This window comes from Streptomyces tropicalis, from assembly GCF_029269835.1.
Taxonomy (GTDB): domain Bacteria; phylum Actinomycetota; class Actinomycetes; order Streptomycetales; family Streptomycetaceae; genus Streptomyces; species Streptomyces tropicalis.
Map to the genome: position 1 here is coordinate 159,838 of NZ_JARJBB010000006.1, position 13,780 is coordinate 173,617.

The 13,780-nt window shown below is 72.8% G+C and carries 14 protein-coding genes; 2 read left to right on the top strand and 12 right to left on the bottom strand.

The annotated features are described in order from the left end of the window. Positions 1-89: 89 nt before the first annotated feature. Positions 90-437: a DUF5335 family protein gene (locus P3H78_RS14550; RefSeq protein ID WP_276109376.1), complete on the top strand. Its 348-nt coding sequence runs from the start codon at positions 90-92 to the stop codon at positions 435-437. 137 nt (positions 438-574) lie between these two features. Next, positions 575-1,528: a pseudouridine synthase gene (locus P3H78_RS14555; RefSeq protein ID WP_276109377.1), complete on the top strand. Its 954-nt coding sequence runs from the start codon at positions 575-577 to the stop codon at positions 1,526-1,528. On the opposite strand, the gene P3H78_RS14560 is transcribed toward P3H78_RS14555, so the two are convergent. From P3H78_RS14560 to P3H78_RS14615, 12 genes are all read right to left on the bottom strand, one after another. Then, complete coding sequence (locus tag P3H78_RS14560; protein WP_276109378.1) at positions 1,522-3,039, bottom strand: cytochrome P450; 1,518 nt, start codon at positions 3,037-3,039, stop codon at positions 1,522-1,524. The genes P3H78_RS14555 and P3H78_RS14560 overlap by 7 nt on opposite strands. 101 nt (positions 3,040-3,140) lie before the next feature. After that, complete coding sequence (locus tag P3H78_RS14565; RefSeq protein WP_276109379.1) at positions 3,141-3,761, bottom strand: GTP-binding protein; 621 nt, start codon at positions 3,759-3,761, stop codon at positions 3,141-3,143. Then, positions 3,742-4,152: a DUF742 domain-containing protein gene (locus P3H78_RS14570; RefSeq protein WP_276109380.1), complete on the bottom strand. Its 411-nt coding sequence runs from the start codon at positions 4,150-4,152 to the stop codon at positions 3,742-3,744. The genes P3H78_RS14565 and P3H78_RS14570 overlap by 20 nt, the downstream gene beginning before the upstream one ends. Beyond that, the gene (locus tag P3H78_RS14575; protein ID WP_276109381.1) at positions 4,149-4,556 is read right to left on the bottom strand and encodes a roadblock/LC7 domain-containing protein; all 408 of its coding nucleotides are present in this window, start codon (positions 4,554-4,556) and stop codon (positions 4,149-4,151) included. Before P3H78_RS14575 ends, P3H78_RS14570 begins: the two co-directional genes overlap by 4 nt. Next, positions 4,553-6,160, bottom strand: a complete 1,608-nt coding sequence (locus P3H78_RS14580) for a sensor histidine kinase (protein WP_276109382.1) — start codon at positions 6,158-6,160, stop codon at positions 4,553-4,555. Before P3H78_RS14580 ends, P3H78_RS14575 begins: the two co-directional genes overlap by 4 nt. Positions 6,161-6,610: 450 nt before the next feature. Continuing rightward, positions 6,611-9,466 (bottom strand): DEAD/DEAH box helicase, encoded by a 2,856-nt coding sequence (locus P3H78_RS14585; protein ID WP_276109383.1) that lies wholly within the window; start codon positions 9,464-9,466, stop codon positions 6,611-6,613. 93 nt (positions 9,467-9,559) lie between these two features. Then, positions 9,560-10,465: a twin-arginine translocase subunit TatC gene (tatC, locus tag P3H78_RS14590; protein ID WP_276109384.1), complete on the bottom strand. Its 906-nt coding sequence runs from the start codon at positions 10,463-10,465 to the stop codon at positions 9,560-9,562. Positions 10,466-10,555: 90 nt separating this feature from the next. Further along, positions 10,556-10,846: a Sec-independent protein translocase subunit TatA gene (gene tatA / locus P3H78_RS14595; protein WP_276109385.1), complete on the bottom strand. Its 291-nt coding sequence runs from the start codon at positions 10,844-10,846 to the stop codon at positions 10,556-10,558. 253 nt (positions 10,847-11,099) lie between these two features. Beyond that, a complete protein-coding gene (locus tag P3H78_RS14600) occupies positions 11,100-11,294 on the bottom strand; it encodes a hypothetical protein (protein WP_276109386.1) in 195 nt (64 codons plus the stop codon). Between the two features lie 24 nt (positions 11,295-11,318). Continuing rightward, on the bottom strand, positions 11,319-11,627 hold the full coding sequence (locus tag P3H78_RS14605) for a hypothetical protein (protein WP_276109387.1): 309 nt from the start codon (positions 11,625-11,627) through the stop codon (positions 11,319-11,321). Then, complete coding sequence (locus tag P3H78_RS14610) at positions 11,624-12,697, bottom strand: helix-turn-helix transcriptional regulator (RefSeq protein WP_276109388.1); 1,074 nt, start codon at positions 12,695-12,697, stop codon at positions 11,624-11,626. Before P3H78_RS14610 ends, P3H78_RS14605 begins: the two co-directional genes overlap by 4 nt. 18 nt (positions 12,698-12,715) lie before the next feature. Then, entirely contained in the window at positions 12,716-13,690 is a 975-nt protein-coding gene (locus P3H78_RS14615) for a helix-turn-helix transcriptional regulator (RefSeq protein WP_276109389.1), read from the bottom strand. Between the last annotated feature and the right edge of the window lie 90 nt (positions 13,691-13,780).

The following is a 13,780-nucleotide window of genomic DNA, read 5'->3' on the forward strand; positions in this document are numbered from 1 at the left end:
GGCGGGGACGATGGACGGGACGGCGCCGAGGGGAGCGGCCCGCGGTCACCGGGGGCGCAACGGCATCGCATCCGCGCAGGAGGACCACCATGGCCGACACCGAGACGCTGGACCGCGACACCTGGCAGGCGGCCCTGGACCGGATGACCGAGGAGCACGCCGGCGAGCTCGTGACGATCGAGATCCTGGACCCGGAGATCGGGCACCAGTACGAGGCCGAGCGGCTGCCGTTCTCCTACCTGTCCTACGACCCGCGCGACGAGGTCGTCGTGGTCGCCGTCGGCGGCGCCACGGCGCGCTACCCGGTCGTCCTGCGGCACATGGTGCAGCGGCCCCGCGAGATCGACGTCGCCACCCACGACATCCCCGAGCCCGCGATCCGGGTCGTCGACGGGGACGGCGGCGCCACACTGATCACCTTCTACGCGGCCGGATAGCCGGACGGCGGACCCCTCCGGGCGGGCGGCCCCGCGGGCCGCCCGTGCGTCGGCACGGCCCGTACCGGCGCACGGGCGCACCGGCCGGCGGACGGGCACACCTGCGTACAGGGCCGGTGGCCTCGTACGCTGACCGGGTGCGACGCAGGAATCCGCCACCGCCTCCGCCCCTCCCCCAGCGCGACGGGGTGGACCCCGTGCGCGTCCGGCTGCCCGGCGAGGGGCCGTGGAGCACAGTGCGGGAGCACCTCGTGGAGAGGCTCGCGGCCGCGGGCCCCGGGGTGGTCGACGCGATGTTCGGCGCGGGCCGGTTCGTCGGCGCCGACGGGCGGGCGGTGGGTGCCGACGCGCCGTACCGGCCGGGCATGTTCGTCTGGTTCCACCGGGACCTGCCCGCCGAGGTTCCGGTGCCGTTCCCGGTCGAGGTCGTCCACCGCGACGAGCACATCGTCGTCGCGGACAAGCCGCACTTCCTCGCCACCACCCCGCGCGGCGGCCACGTCACCGAGACCGTCCTGGCGCGGCTGCGGCGGGACCTCGGGATCCCCGCGCTCTCGGCGGCCCACCGCCTGGACCGGCTGACGGCCGGGCTGGTGCTGTTCACGGTGCGGCCCGAGGAGCGCGGCGCGTACCAGACGCTGTTCCGGGACCGGGCGGTGCGCAAGGAGTACGAGGCGGTGGCGCCGCACGATCCGGGCCTGGCGCTGCCCCGCACGGTGTCCAGCCGGATCCTGAAGGAGCGCGGCGTGCTCGCCGCGCGGGAGGTGCCGGGCGAGCCGAACGCGGTCACCCGCGTGGAGGCCGCCGTGCACCGCGCGGACGGACTCGCCCGCTACCGGCTGCTCCCGGCCACCGGCCAGACGCACCAGTTGCGGGTGCACCTCAACGCTCTCGGCGTGCCGATTCTCGGCGATCCCCTGTATCCGGTGGTGACCGACCCCGTGCCGGCCGGCGACTTCCGGCGCCCCCTGCAACTGCTGGCGCGGGAGCTGGAGTTCACCGATCCGGTCACGGGGCGGGCGCACCGGTTCCGCAGCGGGCGGACGCTGCGGGCCTGGTCCTCGCCCGGCGCCTGGGCGGCCGGTCAGTAGCCGCGCCACCAGCGCAGCAGGCGCCGCCAGGCTCCCTCCGGCCGAGCCGGGCCGTCCGCACCGCCCACCGTCACCGGCCCGCCCGGCACGGCTTCCTCGGCCGCGGCCGCGGGCCGGGACGCCGCGGGCGCGGGCCCGGCCGCAGGGGCGGGAGCGGTCGGGCCGCCGGTGATCTCCCACGGGGTCCGCTGCTGCGGGACCTCCGCGGTGCCGGGGCTCGGCTTGGCGGTGACCGCCTGCGGCGAGCGCGGCGTGAACCGCACCGGGAGTTCCACCAGGTGCTGGGAGGCGATGGACTCGGTCCAGCGCAGCGCGTCCTCGTCGCAGTCGAGCTGGATGTCCGGCAGCCGCATCAGCAGCGCGTCGACGCCGACGTCGGCGATGGCGCGGCCGATGTCCTGCCCGGGGCACTCGTGCGGGCCGCCGCCGAAGGCCAGGTGGGAGCGGTTGCCCCGCATGTCGGCGGCCAGGTCGGGCCGGACCCGCGGGTCGACGTTGCCCGGTGCGATGCCGAACAGCAGTCCGTCGCCGCGGCGGATCCGCTGCCCGCCCAGCTCGGTCTCCTGCTTGGCGAAGTAGCCGAAGACGGTGCTGAAGGGCGGCTCGTCCCACAGCGACTGCTCGACCGCCTCGGGCACGGTCATCTGCCCGCCGCTGAGCTGGGCGCGGAAGCCGGGCTCGGTGAGCACCCGGCGCAGCACGTTGGCGAGGAGGTTGGCGGTGGCCTCGTAGGCGGCGATGAGCACGACCCGCAGGTGCTGCCCGATCTCGTCGTCGGTGAGGCGGGCCGGGTGGCCGACGAGGTGGCTGGTGAAGTCGTCCTCGGGCCGGGCCCGGCGCCGGGCGGCCAGGCGCAGCAGGCAGTCCATGATGTACTGGTTGCTCGCGATCGCGGTCTCGGTGCCCTTGAGCATGTCCCGGGCGGCCTGGACGATCCGGTCGTCGTACTCCTCCGGCATACCGAGGACCTGGCACATCACCGCCATCGGCAGATGCTCGGCGAACTGGTCGACGAGATCGGCCCGTCCCTCCTCGCAGAACCGGTTGACGAGCCGCTGGGTGCAGCGCCCGATGTGGCGGCGCAGCCCGCGGTGGTCGATGGTCGCCATGGCGCCGGTGACCGCGCCGCGCAGCCGCTTGTGCTCGTCGCCCTCGGCGTGGGAGCAGATCGGCTGCCAGGCGATGTGCGGCATGAGGGGGTGGTCGGGTTTGACCATGCCGTCCCTGAGCGGGGTCCAGATGCGGCTGTCGCGGGTGAACTGGGAGGGCGTGCGGACCATGTGCAGGTTCTCGGCGTGGCCGAGGACCACCCACATCGGCACGTCGTCGTGGAGCAGTGCCGGTGCCACGGGGCCGTACTGCTTGCGCAGGGTGTCGTACAGCGCCGTCAGGTCCTCCGCCAGGTGCAACCGGTGCAGCCCTCCGGGCCCGGTGCCGTGCGCGGGGCACCCGGGGGGCGGATCGAGGGCGAGGTCGTCCGGTCCGGTCAGGGAGTGGGGTTCAGGCGTCACAGTGGTCGCTTTCGGGACTGAAGTGGTTGCGGGGTGCGGGGAGCCGGCGCGGCCGCGGACATGGGGCCCGGCGGCCGGCGCGGGGGCCCGCGGCGGCCGGGTCAGGTGAGCGAACCGGTCATGGCGAGCGAGTGCAGGAAGCGCATCAGGGTCATCAGCACGTCCCGGCTGGAGGCGCGGCGGCGGGCGTCGCACGCGACGATCGGGATCTCCTCGGACAGGTCCAGCGCCGCACGCAGCTCCGGCAGCGGGTAACGGGGCCCGTCGGGGAAGGAGTTGACGGCGACGACGAAGGGGACGCCGCGTTCCTCCAGCCGCCCTATGACGTCGAAGCTGACCTCCAGGCGCCGGGTGTCGACGAGGACGACCGCGCCGAGCGCGCCCTCGAAGAGCCCGTTCCACAGGAACCAGAAGCGCTGCTGTCCGGGGGTGCCGAACAGGTACAGCACCAGCTGGTCCGTGATGCTGATGCGGCCGAAGTCCATCGCCACGGTGGTGGCCGTCTTGGACTCGGAGCCGTAGTTGTCGTCGACGCCGATGCCGGCCTGCGTCATCGTCTCCTCGGTGGTCAGCGGCCTGATCTCGCTGACGGAGCCGACCATCGTGGTCTTCCCGACCCCGAAACCGCCGACGATGACGATCTTCACCGCGGCCTGGGCCGTGTGCGGCAGATGGTCCTCGGTCCGGGGTCCGGGGATGGTGTCAGAGCCGTTGAAGTCCATGCATCACCGCTTCGAGGAGGGAACGGTCGGGGATCGACTGGCGCACGATCGGCGCCCGCGCCTGGACCAGTTCGGCCGTGAGCAGCTCGGTGAGCAGGACGGTCATCGCGCTGAACGGCAGATTGAGGTAGGCCGACAGCTCGGCCACGGACAGGGGGGCCGCGCAGAGCCGGAGGACCGCGACCTGCTCGGGCGGTGCGGACGGCGGCGGTTCGGCCCGGGCCACGATCAGGGTGACCAGGTCCAGGGCGGCACGGGCGCCGTCCTCGTCCGCGCCGGCGACCACGTACAGCCGCTCGGGGTTCTTCGACGCACGCTGCCGTCCGGCGTCCGCCGGAGGCGGCGGCTGTTCGTGCTCGGGCAGGCGCCGCCTGCGTCGCGGAGGAGTCATACGGTCTGCCCGTTGCGCCGGGGCGGACTGGTCAGATGGGCGCCGATGCGGACCACCAGGTCCCGCATCCGGCTGCTCATGAGGCCGGGTTCGGTCCGGATGTCGGCGAGCACCGCGAGGTAGGCGTTGGCGCCCGCGGACATGAGGTAGAAGTAGCCGCCGTTGATCTCGATGATGACCAGCTTCATCCGGCCGTCGCTGTCCGGGATCTCCACGGCGACGGCGCTCGCCAGGCTCTGCAGGCCCGCACAGGCCGCCGCGACGCGGTCGGCGGCGTCGGGGTCGCCGCCGTAGCGTGCGATGCGCAGGCCGTCGGCCGACAGCACCACGATCATCTCGATGCCGGGTACGCCGTCGTGGAGCTCCTTGAGCATCCAGTCGAAGTTCGCTCGCTGCTGGATCACGTGAGGTCCCCCTCGTCGTCGGCCTCGGCGCGGGCCGGCTGCTCGATCAGGTGGGTGAAGGCGGTCGGGTCCTGGGTGAACGCGGTCGGGTCCGGGCCGGGGTTGTCCTTCTTGAGGCCGTCCCAGAACGCCTCGACCCACAGCCCGGGCTCGGGTTCCTTCGACGCGGGCTCCGGTGCGGGCGCGAACGCGGCGGACCGTGCCTCCTGATCGGCGCGTTCGGCGGCCACCTGCTCGGCGATGCGTTGGCTGAGCGGCGTCCTGACCCGGCTGCGGCGCTGCGGCAGACCGCCGGGCGTCCACTCGGTGACCTCGGGGATGTCGTCCTCCACGGACACCGGGGCGGGGATGCGGGGGCTGGTGGGACGGCGGCGCTTGGGGGTGCGCTTGGGACCCTCCAGGGCGCCCTCCGCCGGCTTGGGGATGGCGGTGGCGCCGATGCCGTGGGCGAGGCCGGGTGCGGGTTCGGTGGTCATCATGTCGCTGGGCACGATGAGCACGGCGCGGACACCGCCGTACGCCGAGGCCCGCAGGGAGACCTGCATGTTGTACGCCGAGCAGAGGCGGCCGACGACGGCCAGGCCCAGGCGGGGGCTCTCGCCGAGCTCCTGGAGGTCCATGCCGGCCTTGGCGCGCTCCAGCATGTTCTCGACGCGGGCGCGGGCCTCCTCGCTGAGGCTGACGCCGCCGTCCTCGATCTCGATGGCGACGCCGGTCTGCACCTCGACGGCGGTGACGTGCACCTTGGTCTGCGGCGGCGAGTAGCGGGTGGCGTTGTCGAGGAGTTCGGCCGCCGCGTGGATGACCGGCTCGACGCGGGTGCCCTTGATGTTGACCTTGGCGATGGAGTGCAGCTCGATGCGGCGGTAGTCCAGGATCCGGGACATGGCGCCGCGCAGCACGCTGTAGAGGGTGACCGGGTTCGGCCACTGGCGTCCGGGGCGGCCGCCGCCGAGCACGGAGACGGAGTCGGCGAGGCGGCCGATCAGGGCGGTGCCGTGGTCGATGCGCAGCAGGTCGTCGAAGACCTCGGGGCTGCGCCCGTGGTCCTCCTCCATCTCCCGCAGCTCCTTGGCCTGCTGGTGCACGATCGCCTGCACGCGCCGGGCGATGCTGACGAAGGAGCGGGCCGTGGAGTCGCGCTGGGCCTCCTCCTGGTCGACGATGTCGAGGATCATGCGCACCACCGCGCGCTGCGACTCGGGGATGCGGCGCCACTCGGGGTGGTCGTCGATCACGTCGAGCATGACCTCGCGGGGGGAGTTGCCGGAGCGCAGGTACTGGACCGCGGTGGGCAGGATCTCCGTTCCGAGGCGGAGGACCTCCTGGTCGTGGGCCGCGAGCCGCCGCTCCAGATGCGCGCGGTCACGGGCGTGCTCGACGCGCTGGTCCTGGACGGTGCGCCCGCGGCGCACCGCCTCGGCGGCGGTGACGAGCACGAGCAGCGTGGCGACGGCGCCGCAGCAGCCGACGGCGAGGCGGGCCGGGCCGGCCACCAGGGCGACGGCGGCTCCGGTGACCGCCGCCATCACTATGGCGGGCAGCAACAAGACGCGCAGATAGGGAAGTTCACGGCCACCGGGGGGCGATTGAACACTCACCATGTAAGCCCTCTGAGACGGGTCGGCTGGGGTTCGGGGGAGCTTGCAGGGGGGTACGTCATGGAAATGTCGGATCTTCGGCAGATACGGGAACAAGCGCACGAATACACCTCAACTCGCTGCGCCGCGGGCGAGCCTAGTCCGACCGGATCATCGCCGAGTCATATTCAGCAACCGCCTGAAACCAGAGGCGCCCCAGGAGTAACCTCGGCCCTTTTGCACGCTCGGCTGCCCCTCGCACACGGAATGTCACCGCGCACAGACGTGCGAGAACTACTCACCTTCACGGGTGAATCCGGGATTCCGTGCCGGTCCGGGCCGTGACCCGCCGGGCCCGGCCACGGGGCTCCCGCGCCGGGGCCCGAAGACGCCGGAAGGCCGGTCGGGCGGGACGTCTCCCGCCCGACCGGCCTCCCCCGCCCGCCGGCACGCCGCCGGCAGGACCAGGCCCTGTCAGCCCACCGACGAGTAGGCGACCACGCCCCGCAGCAGTGCGTCGACGGCCTTGCGGGCCTGCTTCGCGACCGTGGAGCCCTCCGCGACGGGAGCCGCCGCGGCGATCTGGCCCAGGACGTCGATGACCTGCTTGCACCAGCGCACGAAATCGCCGGCGGGCATCTCCGCCTCGCGCAGCACCTCGTCCAGCCCCTTGCCCGAGGCCCACATGTACGCGGCCCAGGCGAAGCCGAGATCGGGCTCGCGCTGGCCGACGCCCTCCGTCTGGTTGATGCGGAAGTCCTCCTCCAGCGCGTCCAGGCGGCCCCAGATCCGCACCATCTCGCCGAGCGCCGCCTTCGCCCGCCCGGAGGGCAGCTTGGGCGCCATCGCGTCGTCCGCGGCACGCGCCTCGTACACCAGCGCCGACACGCACGCCGCCAGCTCGGCGGGGGCGAGGCCCTCCCACACCCGCTCGCGCAGGCACTCGCTGGCGAGCAGGTCGAGCTCGCCGTAGAGCCGGGCGAGCCGCTTGCCGTGCTCGGTGACCTCGTTGCCCCGCAGGTAGTCCAGCTCGGTCAGGAGCGCGACGATGCGGTCGAAGGTCCGCGCGATCGTGTTCGTGCGGCCCTCGATGCGGCGCTCCAGCTGGGAGGTGTCCCGCATCAGCCGGTGGTAGCGCTCGGCCCAGCGGGCGTGGTCCTCCCGGTCGTTGCAGCCGTGGCAGGGGTGGGCGCGCAGGGCGGTGCGCAGCCGGGCGATCTCGCGGTCGTCGGCCGCCTGGGAGCGCCGCTTGCGGTGCCGCTCGGCGGGGATGTGCCCGGCCTTGGTGCGCAGCGCGGACGCGAGGTCCCTGCGGGACTGCGGGGAACGCGGGTTGAAGGACTTGGGGATCCGCATACGCTCCAGCGGCTCGACCGGCACCGGGAAGTCGATGCCGGCCAGGCGCTTGACCTGGCGCTCGGCGGTCAGCACCAGCGGGCGGGGGCCGTCGTGGTGCTCCAGGCCGCGGTGGCCGTTGGAACGGCCGGCGGGCAGGCCCGGGTCCAGGACGAGGGCCAGGCCCGCGTACTTGCCGGTGGGGACGTGGATGACGTCCCCGGGCTTGAGCCGCTCCAGGGCGACGGCCGCCTCGGCGCGCCGCTGGGCGGCGCCCTGCCGGGCGAGCTCGGTCTCCCGGTCCTTCAGTTCGCGGCGCAGCCGCGCGTACTCGTCGAAGTCGCCGAGGTGGCAGGTCATGGACTCCTTGTAGCCCTCGAGACCCTCCTCGTTGCGCTGCACCTGCCGGGAGATGCCGACGACCGACTTGTCGGCTTGGAACTGCGCGAAGGACGTCTCCAGCAGCTCGCGGGAGCGGTGCCGGCCGAACTGCTCGACCAGGTTGACCGCCATGTTGTACGAGGGCCGGAAGCTGGAGCGCAGCGGATAGGTGCGGGTGCCGGCGAGGCCCGCCAGGTGCTCGGGGTTCATCCCCCGCTGCCACAGCACCACGGCGTGGCCCTCGACGTCGATGCCGCGGCGGCCGGCCCGGCCGGTCAGCTGCGTGTACTCGCCGGGGGTGATGTCGGCGTGCTGCTCGCCGTTCCACTTGACGAGCTTCTCCAGGACCACGGAGCGGGCGGGCATGTTGATGCCGAGGGCCAGCGTCTCGGTGGCGAAGACGGCCTTGACCAGGCCGCGGACGAACAGCTCCTCGACGACCTCCTTGAACGTCGGCAGCATGCCCGCGTGGTGGGCCGCGATGCCGCGCTCCAGGCCCTCCAGCCACTCGTAGTAGCCGAGGACGTGCAGGTCCTCCCGCGGGATGGAGGCGGTGCGCTCCTCCACGAGGGCGCGGACCCTCTCCCGGGCCGCGTCGTCGTTGAGCCGCAGGCCCGCGTACAGGCACTGCTGGACGGCGGCCTCGCAGGCGGCGCGGCTGAAGATGAAGGTGATCGCGGGCAGCAGGCCCTCGGCGTCGAGCCGCTCGATGACCTCCGGCCGGCCGGGCGTCCACACCCGGGAGCGCTGCCGGCGCTCGCGCTCGCGGTCGGCCTCGCGCATGGCACGCCCGCGCCGCCGGTCGCCGTACGACGGGCGGCTGGCCTCCATGCGGGCCATGCGGGTCAGGTCGGGGTTGACGGCCTTCCTCTGGCCCTCGCCCTCCTCGAACAGGTCGTACATCCGGCGCCCGGCGAGCACGTGCTGGAACAGCGGCACGGGCCGGTGCTCGGAGACGATCACCTCGGTGTCGCCGCGGACGGTGTCGAGCCAGTCGCCGAACTCCTCGGCGTTGGACACGGTCGCCGACAGCGACACCAGCGTCACCGACTCGGGGAGGTGGATGATCACTTCCTCCCAGACGGCGCCGCGGAAGCGGTCCGAGAGGTAGTGGACCTCGTCCATGACCACGTGGCCGAGACCGCGGAGGGTCTGGGAGCCCGCGTACAGCATGTTCCGCAGGACCTCGGTGGTCATCACGACCACCGGGGCGTCGGAGTTGACGCTGTTGTCCCCGGTGAGCAGGCCGACCTTGTCGCTTCCGTAACGGCGGCACAGGTCGGAGTACTTCTGGTTCGACAGCGCCTTGATGGGCGTGGTGTAGAAGCACTTGCGGCCCTGCAGGAGGGCGAGGTGGACGGCGAACTCGCCCACGATCGTCTTGCCGGATCCGGTGGGCGCGGCGACCAGTACGCCCTTGCCCTCCTCGAGGGCCTGGCAGGCCTCGATCTGGAAGGGGTCGAGGCCGAAGTCGTACATCTCGCGGAAGCCCGCGAGCGCGGTGGCCTGCTCGGCAGCGCGCCTGCGTGCTGCCGCGTACCGCTCGGCCGGTGAGAGGTCCTCTGTCATCGTGCTCCCGAGCGTACCGGGCCGCACTGACAACAGGACGATCATTATCGGGTTCCGGCGCCCCCGGCACGGACGACGCCGGGGCCCGACGGATCTACCGTCCGGCCCCTCGCACGTGCCACCGCCCCGGGGCGGTGCTCAGGTCACGTCGTCGTAGCCGTTGTACCTGGCCGGCGGCTGCCCGTCGGCGCCGCCCCGCGTCTGCTCCGGCAGGGCCCGCGCCGCGGGCACACGCTCCACCTCGCCGAGGGGTTCCGGCGTGAGGTCGAGGGGCGCGGCCTCGTCGTCGTCCAGCTCGGCGTCGGGATTCGCCCGCTCACGGCGCCGGTCGTTCAGGATGGCGATGCCGACGGCGATGAAGTACAGGACCACGATGGGTGCGGCCAGCGCGATCATGCCGAAGGGGTCCGTGGTGGGGGTCGCCACCGCGCCGAAGACGAAGACGCCCATCACGACACCGCGCCACCAGCCGGCCATCCGGTGCCCGGTCACGATGCCCGCGAAGTTGAGCATCACCAGCAGCAGGGGCAGCTCGAAGGCACCGCCGAAGATGAGGATCATCCGGACGATGAAGTCCAGCACCTTGTCCATCGGCAGGATGTTCGCCGAGCCGGTGGGCGTGATGCCCAGCAGCACGCGCATGCTGATCGGCAGGATCGTGTAGGCCAGCCACGCACCGGCGAGGAACAGGGGCACCGCCGCCGACACGAACCAGTACGTGTACTTCCGCTCGTGCTTGTGCAGGCCGGGCGCCACAAACGCCCAGAGCTGGTACAGCCACACCGGGCTGGAGATGATCACGCCCGCCATGAAGCACACCTTCACCGTGGTGGTGAAGGGGGACAGCAGGTCCGTGTACGCGATGACAGCGCAGCTGCCTCCCGTGGACTCACCCAGACCCTTGGTGCAGCGCGGGACGGGGTGCATGAGGAAGGACATCAGGTTCTGGCTGTAGAAGGCGACCACCACGGAGACGACCGCGATCGCGAGCATGCCCTTCGCGAGCCGGTTGCGCAGCTCGCGCAGGTGATCCGCGAGAGGCATCCGTCCCTCGGGGTCCTTCTCTTTCTTGCGGGCAGACTTCAGCAACCCACGTCCTCATCTCGTGCAACTGGCCGAGGATCCGGCCACAGGTCAGCGCTGGGTGGAATCCGTCGGCTCGTTGACCGGGCGTGCACTCGTCACGTCACCGGGGGCGGCCTGGATGGTGCGCTGCGCCGGGGGCTGCTCGTCCCCCTTCGGCTGCGGCTGGGCGGCCGGCGTGGAACCGTTGCCCTCGTCCTTCATCGCCTTGGCCTCGCTCTTCAGGATGCGAGCGGACTTGCCGAGCGACCGCGCCATGTCCGGGAGCTTCTTCGCGCCGAACAGCAGGAAGACGACGATGAGGATGAGAATGATCTCGGGAGCTCCGAGCCTTCCGATCATGAGTTTTTACCTTCTCACCGAGGCGGCTGGGTGGGATGCTGTCCGACCGGTCGGGCTGATGTCCGAGCGACCGTGCTGCCAGCGATCGTAACGCTCCGGGGTGAACGCGAGGCAAGCCCCGTGCGTCCTCCCGTACGGTCCGAGCCTCGTTCAACGGTCCGCGATCAGCAGCGTACCTGCCGACGGCGACAGCATGGCAGGGCGAACCCCTCCCCCACCACTCACCCCGCCACGGAACGGGCCGGCGTGGCGGTCACAGCGACCGGGCGGCCCGGGCGGTGCTCGCGGAGGCCCGCTCCAGGTCCTCGGCGGCCCGGCTGATGCGGCGCCCCGACTCCGCGACCTGACGGCCGAGGCGCTGCGCCTCGACGAAGACCCGTACGGCGAGCACACCGAGGACGGCGAGACCCAGGAAACCGGCGGCTACCGCGAACATCGGCCAGAACATGCTGCGAGCCTAGTGCCTGGGCCGTCAGCGCTCGCCGCGGCCCGGCAGCGCGTGCAGCCGCAGGGTGCTCACCCCGCCGCCGGTCAGCAGCTCCACGATCCGCTCACCGGCCGGCTTGCGGACCGGGACCCCGCAGCCGGGGCAGGTGAAGGAGTAGAACGTGGTGCGGCTGCTGGCGCCGATGGCCAGACGCAGCGCAGTCGCGGCGAGCTCGAAGCAGCCCCGGCAGTCCGGGCAGCCGGCTCTGAAGACCACCGGGGACACACTCCGCATCCCGGCGAACGCCGCCCCCACCGACATGTCCCGGACACCGGACGCCGCCGAGTCGCTCACAGCCCCTGCTCCTGCCTGTCGAACCGCCCGTCCGCACGGCCGTGGACCGGGCCCCCGCCCCGCGGCGCCGCGCCCGGCGCGCCGGCCTCGGCGCCGTCGTACGCCGCCAGCGCCTCGCACGCCGCCCGCCGGGCACTGTCGGCCAGGTCCGACGGCGCGACGATCCGGCCGTCCCCGCCCAGCCGCAGCGCCAGCCGCCGCAGCGACGCCGGGTCCGGGGTGCGCAGGGTGATACGCAGCCCGCCGTCGGGAAGCTCATCGGCGCTGTCGTGCGGGTAGTACTCGGCGACCCAGCGGCCGCCGGGCCCCACCTCCACGACGACCTCCGGGTCCTCGGCGCCCGGCTGCACCAGCGCCTGGGACAGGTCGCGCATCTCGACCTCGGGCGGCGCGGCCGGCTCGTCGAGGATCCTGATCTCCGCGACCCGGTCGAGCCGGAAGGTGCGGCGCGCCTCCGAGCGGCGGCACCAGGCCTCCACATAGGTGTGGCCCACGCTGACCAGCCGGATCGGGTCGATCTCGCGCTCGGTGACCTCGTCCCGGGCCGGCGAGTAGTAGCGGATCCACAGCCGGCGGCGCTCCGAGATGGCCCGGTCGACGTCGGCGAAGACCCCGCCCTCGGACTCGAAGGTCACCGAGAGCCGCGCACTGGCACCCGCCGCCTCACCGGCCGCGGTCTCCACCTTCGCCGTCGCCCGCAGCAGCGCCTGCCGGTCGCTCTCCCGCAGACCGGGCAGCGTCGCCACGGCACGCGCCGCCACCAGCAGGGCGGTCGCCTCGTCCGCGGCCAGCCGCAGCGGCTCCGCCGCGTCCGCACCGAGCGCGGCGGGGTTGTGCCACCAGATGCGCTCGCCGTCGGTGTCGATGTCGAGGAGGTCGCCGCCGCGGAAGCTGGTGCCGCACATCGGCAGCACGTCCAGATCCGAGACCAGCTCGTCCTCGGTGATGCCGAACGCGCGCGCGACGTCCTCGATCCGGGCGCCGGGGCGCTCACGGAGATACGTCACCAGCGACAGCATCCGCCGCGTCTGGTCGATGGCGTTCGTGGGCCTGACCGGTTTTCCTGCCACGTGCTCTTCCGCTCCCCCTCAGCCCTTGGCCACGGCACGCAGCCGGTCCACCACGTCGGCCCGCAGCTCCGCGGGCTCCAGGACCACCACGTCCGGACCGAACTCCACCAGCCAGGCGTCCAGCCCATGACCGTATGGAATGTCCAACTCGTCCCAGCCGTCACCGAGTTCCCGCACCGCGGTCGCCTTCGCACGCAGCGGGTACCCGGCGCCCTTGCGCAGCCGGATCCGCGCCGAACGGTCCGCGATCTCCCCGGCCCAGCCCGCGACCGTCTCACGGACGGTGACGACATCGGGCACCGGCACGGTGAAACCCGAACCCCGGGTCCGCACCCGGCCCGTGATCCGCGACAGCCGGAACACCCGCTCCGCACCGCGGTCCCGGTCCCAGCCGGCCAGGTACCAGTGGCCCCGCCAGCACTCCAGCGCCCACGGCTCCACATGCCGCGCCGCGGGCTGCGCCGCCGTCGCCTTGCGGTAGTCGAAGACGACCGGACGCCGGTCCCGGCAGGCCAGCATCAGCGGCTCGAACGCCGCCTCGTGCACCGGAATGCGCGGCTCCAGAGCACCGTGCGCCTCGTACGGGTCGACGTCCTCCGGCAGCCCCGCCGCCCGCAGCTTCTGCAGCGCCCCACTGGCCGCACCGGCCAGCCGCGCCTGCTGCCACACCTTCGCGGCCAGACCGAGCGCCGCGGCCTCCTCGGCGTCGAGGGTGATCGGGGGCAGCCGGTTGCTGTCCCGGCGGGCCAGATAGCCGACCTCGCCGTCCAGGTTCTCCACCGTCTCGATGACCAGGCCCAGCTCGCGCAGATCGTCCTTGTCCCGCTCGAACATGCGGTTGAACGAGTCGTCGCCCGGTCCGCCACGGTCCGGCCCGAAGGTCTCCATGTAGGCCTCGATGCACTCACGCAGCTCGCGCTTGCTGAGCGGCCGCCGCGTCCCGAGCAGACACAGCGCCAGGTTCATCAGCCGCTCGGCCTTGGCAATGGCCATCGACGCCCTTCGCCTTCCCTATGGTGCTTACGATCGTCGACCGTACCGCCCCGACAGGCACCGGCAAAAGCCGAGAGCCCATGCCCGAAC

What these genes read in the sequence shown, in the direction of transcription:
- P3H78_RS14550 (WP_276109376.1), top strand. Translation starts at nt 90, where the DNA reads ATGGCCGACACCGAGACGCTGGACCGCGACACCTGGCAGGCGGCCCTG.
- P3H78_RS14565 (WP_276109379.1), bottom strand. Translation starts at nt 3,761, where the DNA reads ATGGACTTCAACGGCTCTGACACCATCCCCGGACCCCGGACCGAGGAC.
- P3H78_RS14570 (WP_276109380.1), bottom strand. Translation starts at nt 4,152, where the DNA reads ATGACTCCTCCGCGACGCAGGCGGCGCCTGCCCGAGCACGAACAGCCG.
- P3H78_RS14580 (WP_276109382.1), bottom strand. Translation starts at nt 6,160, where the DNA reads ATGGTGAGTGTTCAATCGCCCCCCGGTGGCCGTGAACTTCCCTATCTG.
- P3H78_RS14585 (WP_276109383.1), bottom strand. Translation starts at nt 9,466, where the DNA reads ATGATCGTCCTGTTGTCAGTGCGGCCCGGTACGCTCGGGAGCACGATG.
- tatC (WP_276109384.1), bottom strand. Translation starts at nt 10,465, where the DNA reads ATGCCTCTCGCGGATCACCTGCGCGAGCTGCGCAACCGGCTCGCGAAG.
- tatA (WP_276109385.1), bottom strand. Translation starts at nt 10,846, where the DNA reads ATGATCGGAAGGCTCGGAGCTCCCGAGATCATTCTCATCCTCATCGTC.
- P3H78_RS14600 (WP_276109386.1), bottom strand. Translation starts at nt 11,294, where the DNA reads ATGTTCTGGCCGATGTTCGCGGTAGCCGCCGGTTTCCTGGGTCTCGCC.
- P3H78_RS14615 (WP_276109389.1), bottom strand. Translation starts at nt 13,690, where the DNA reads ATGGCCATTGCCAAGGCCGAGCGGCTGATGAACCTGGCGCTGTGTCTG.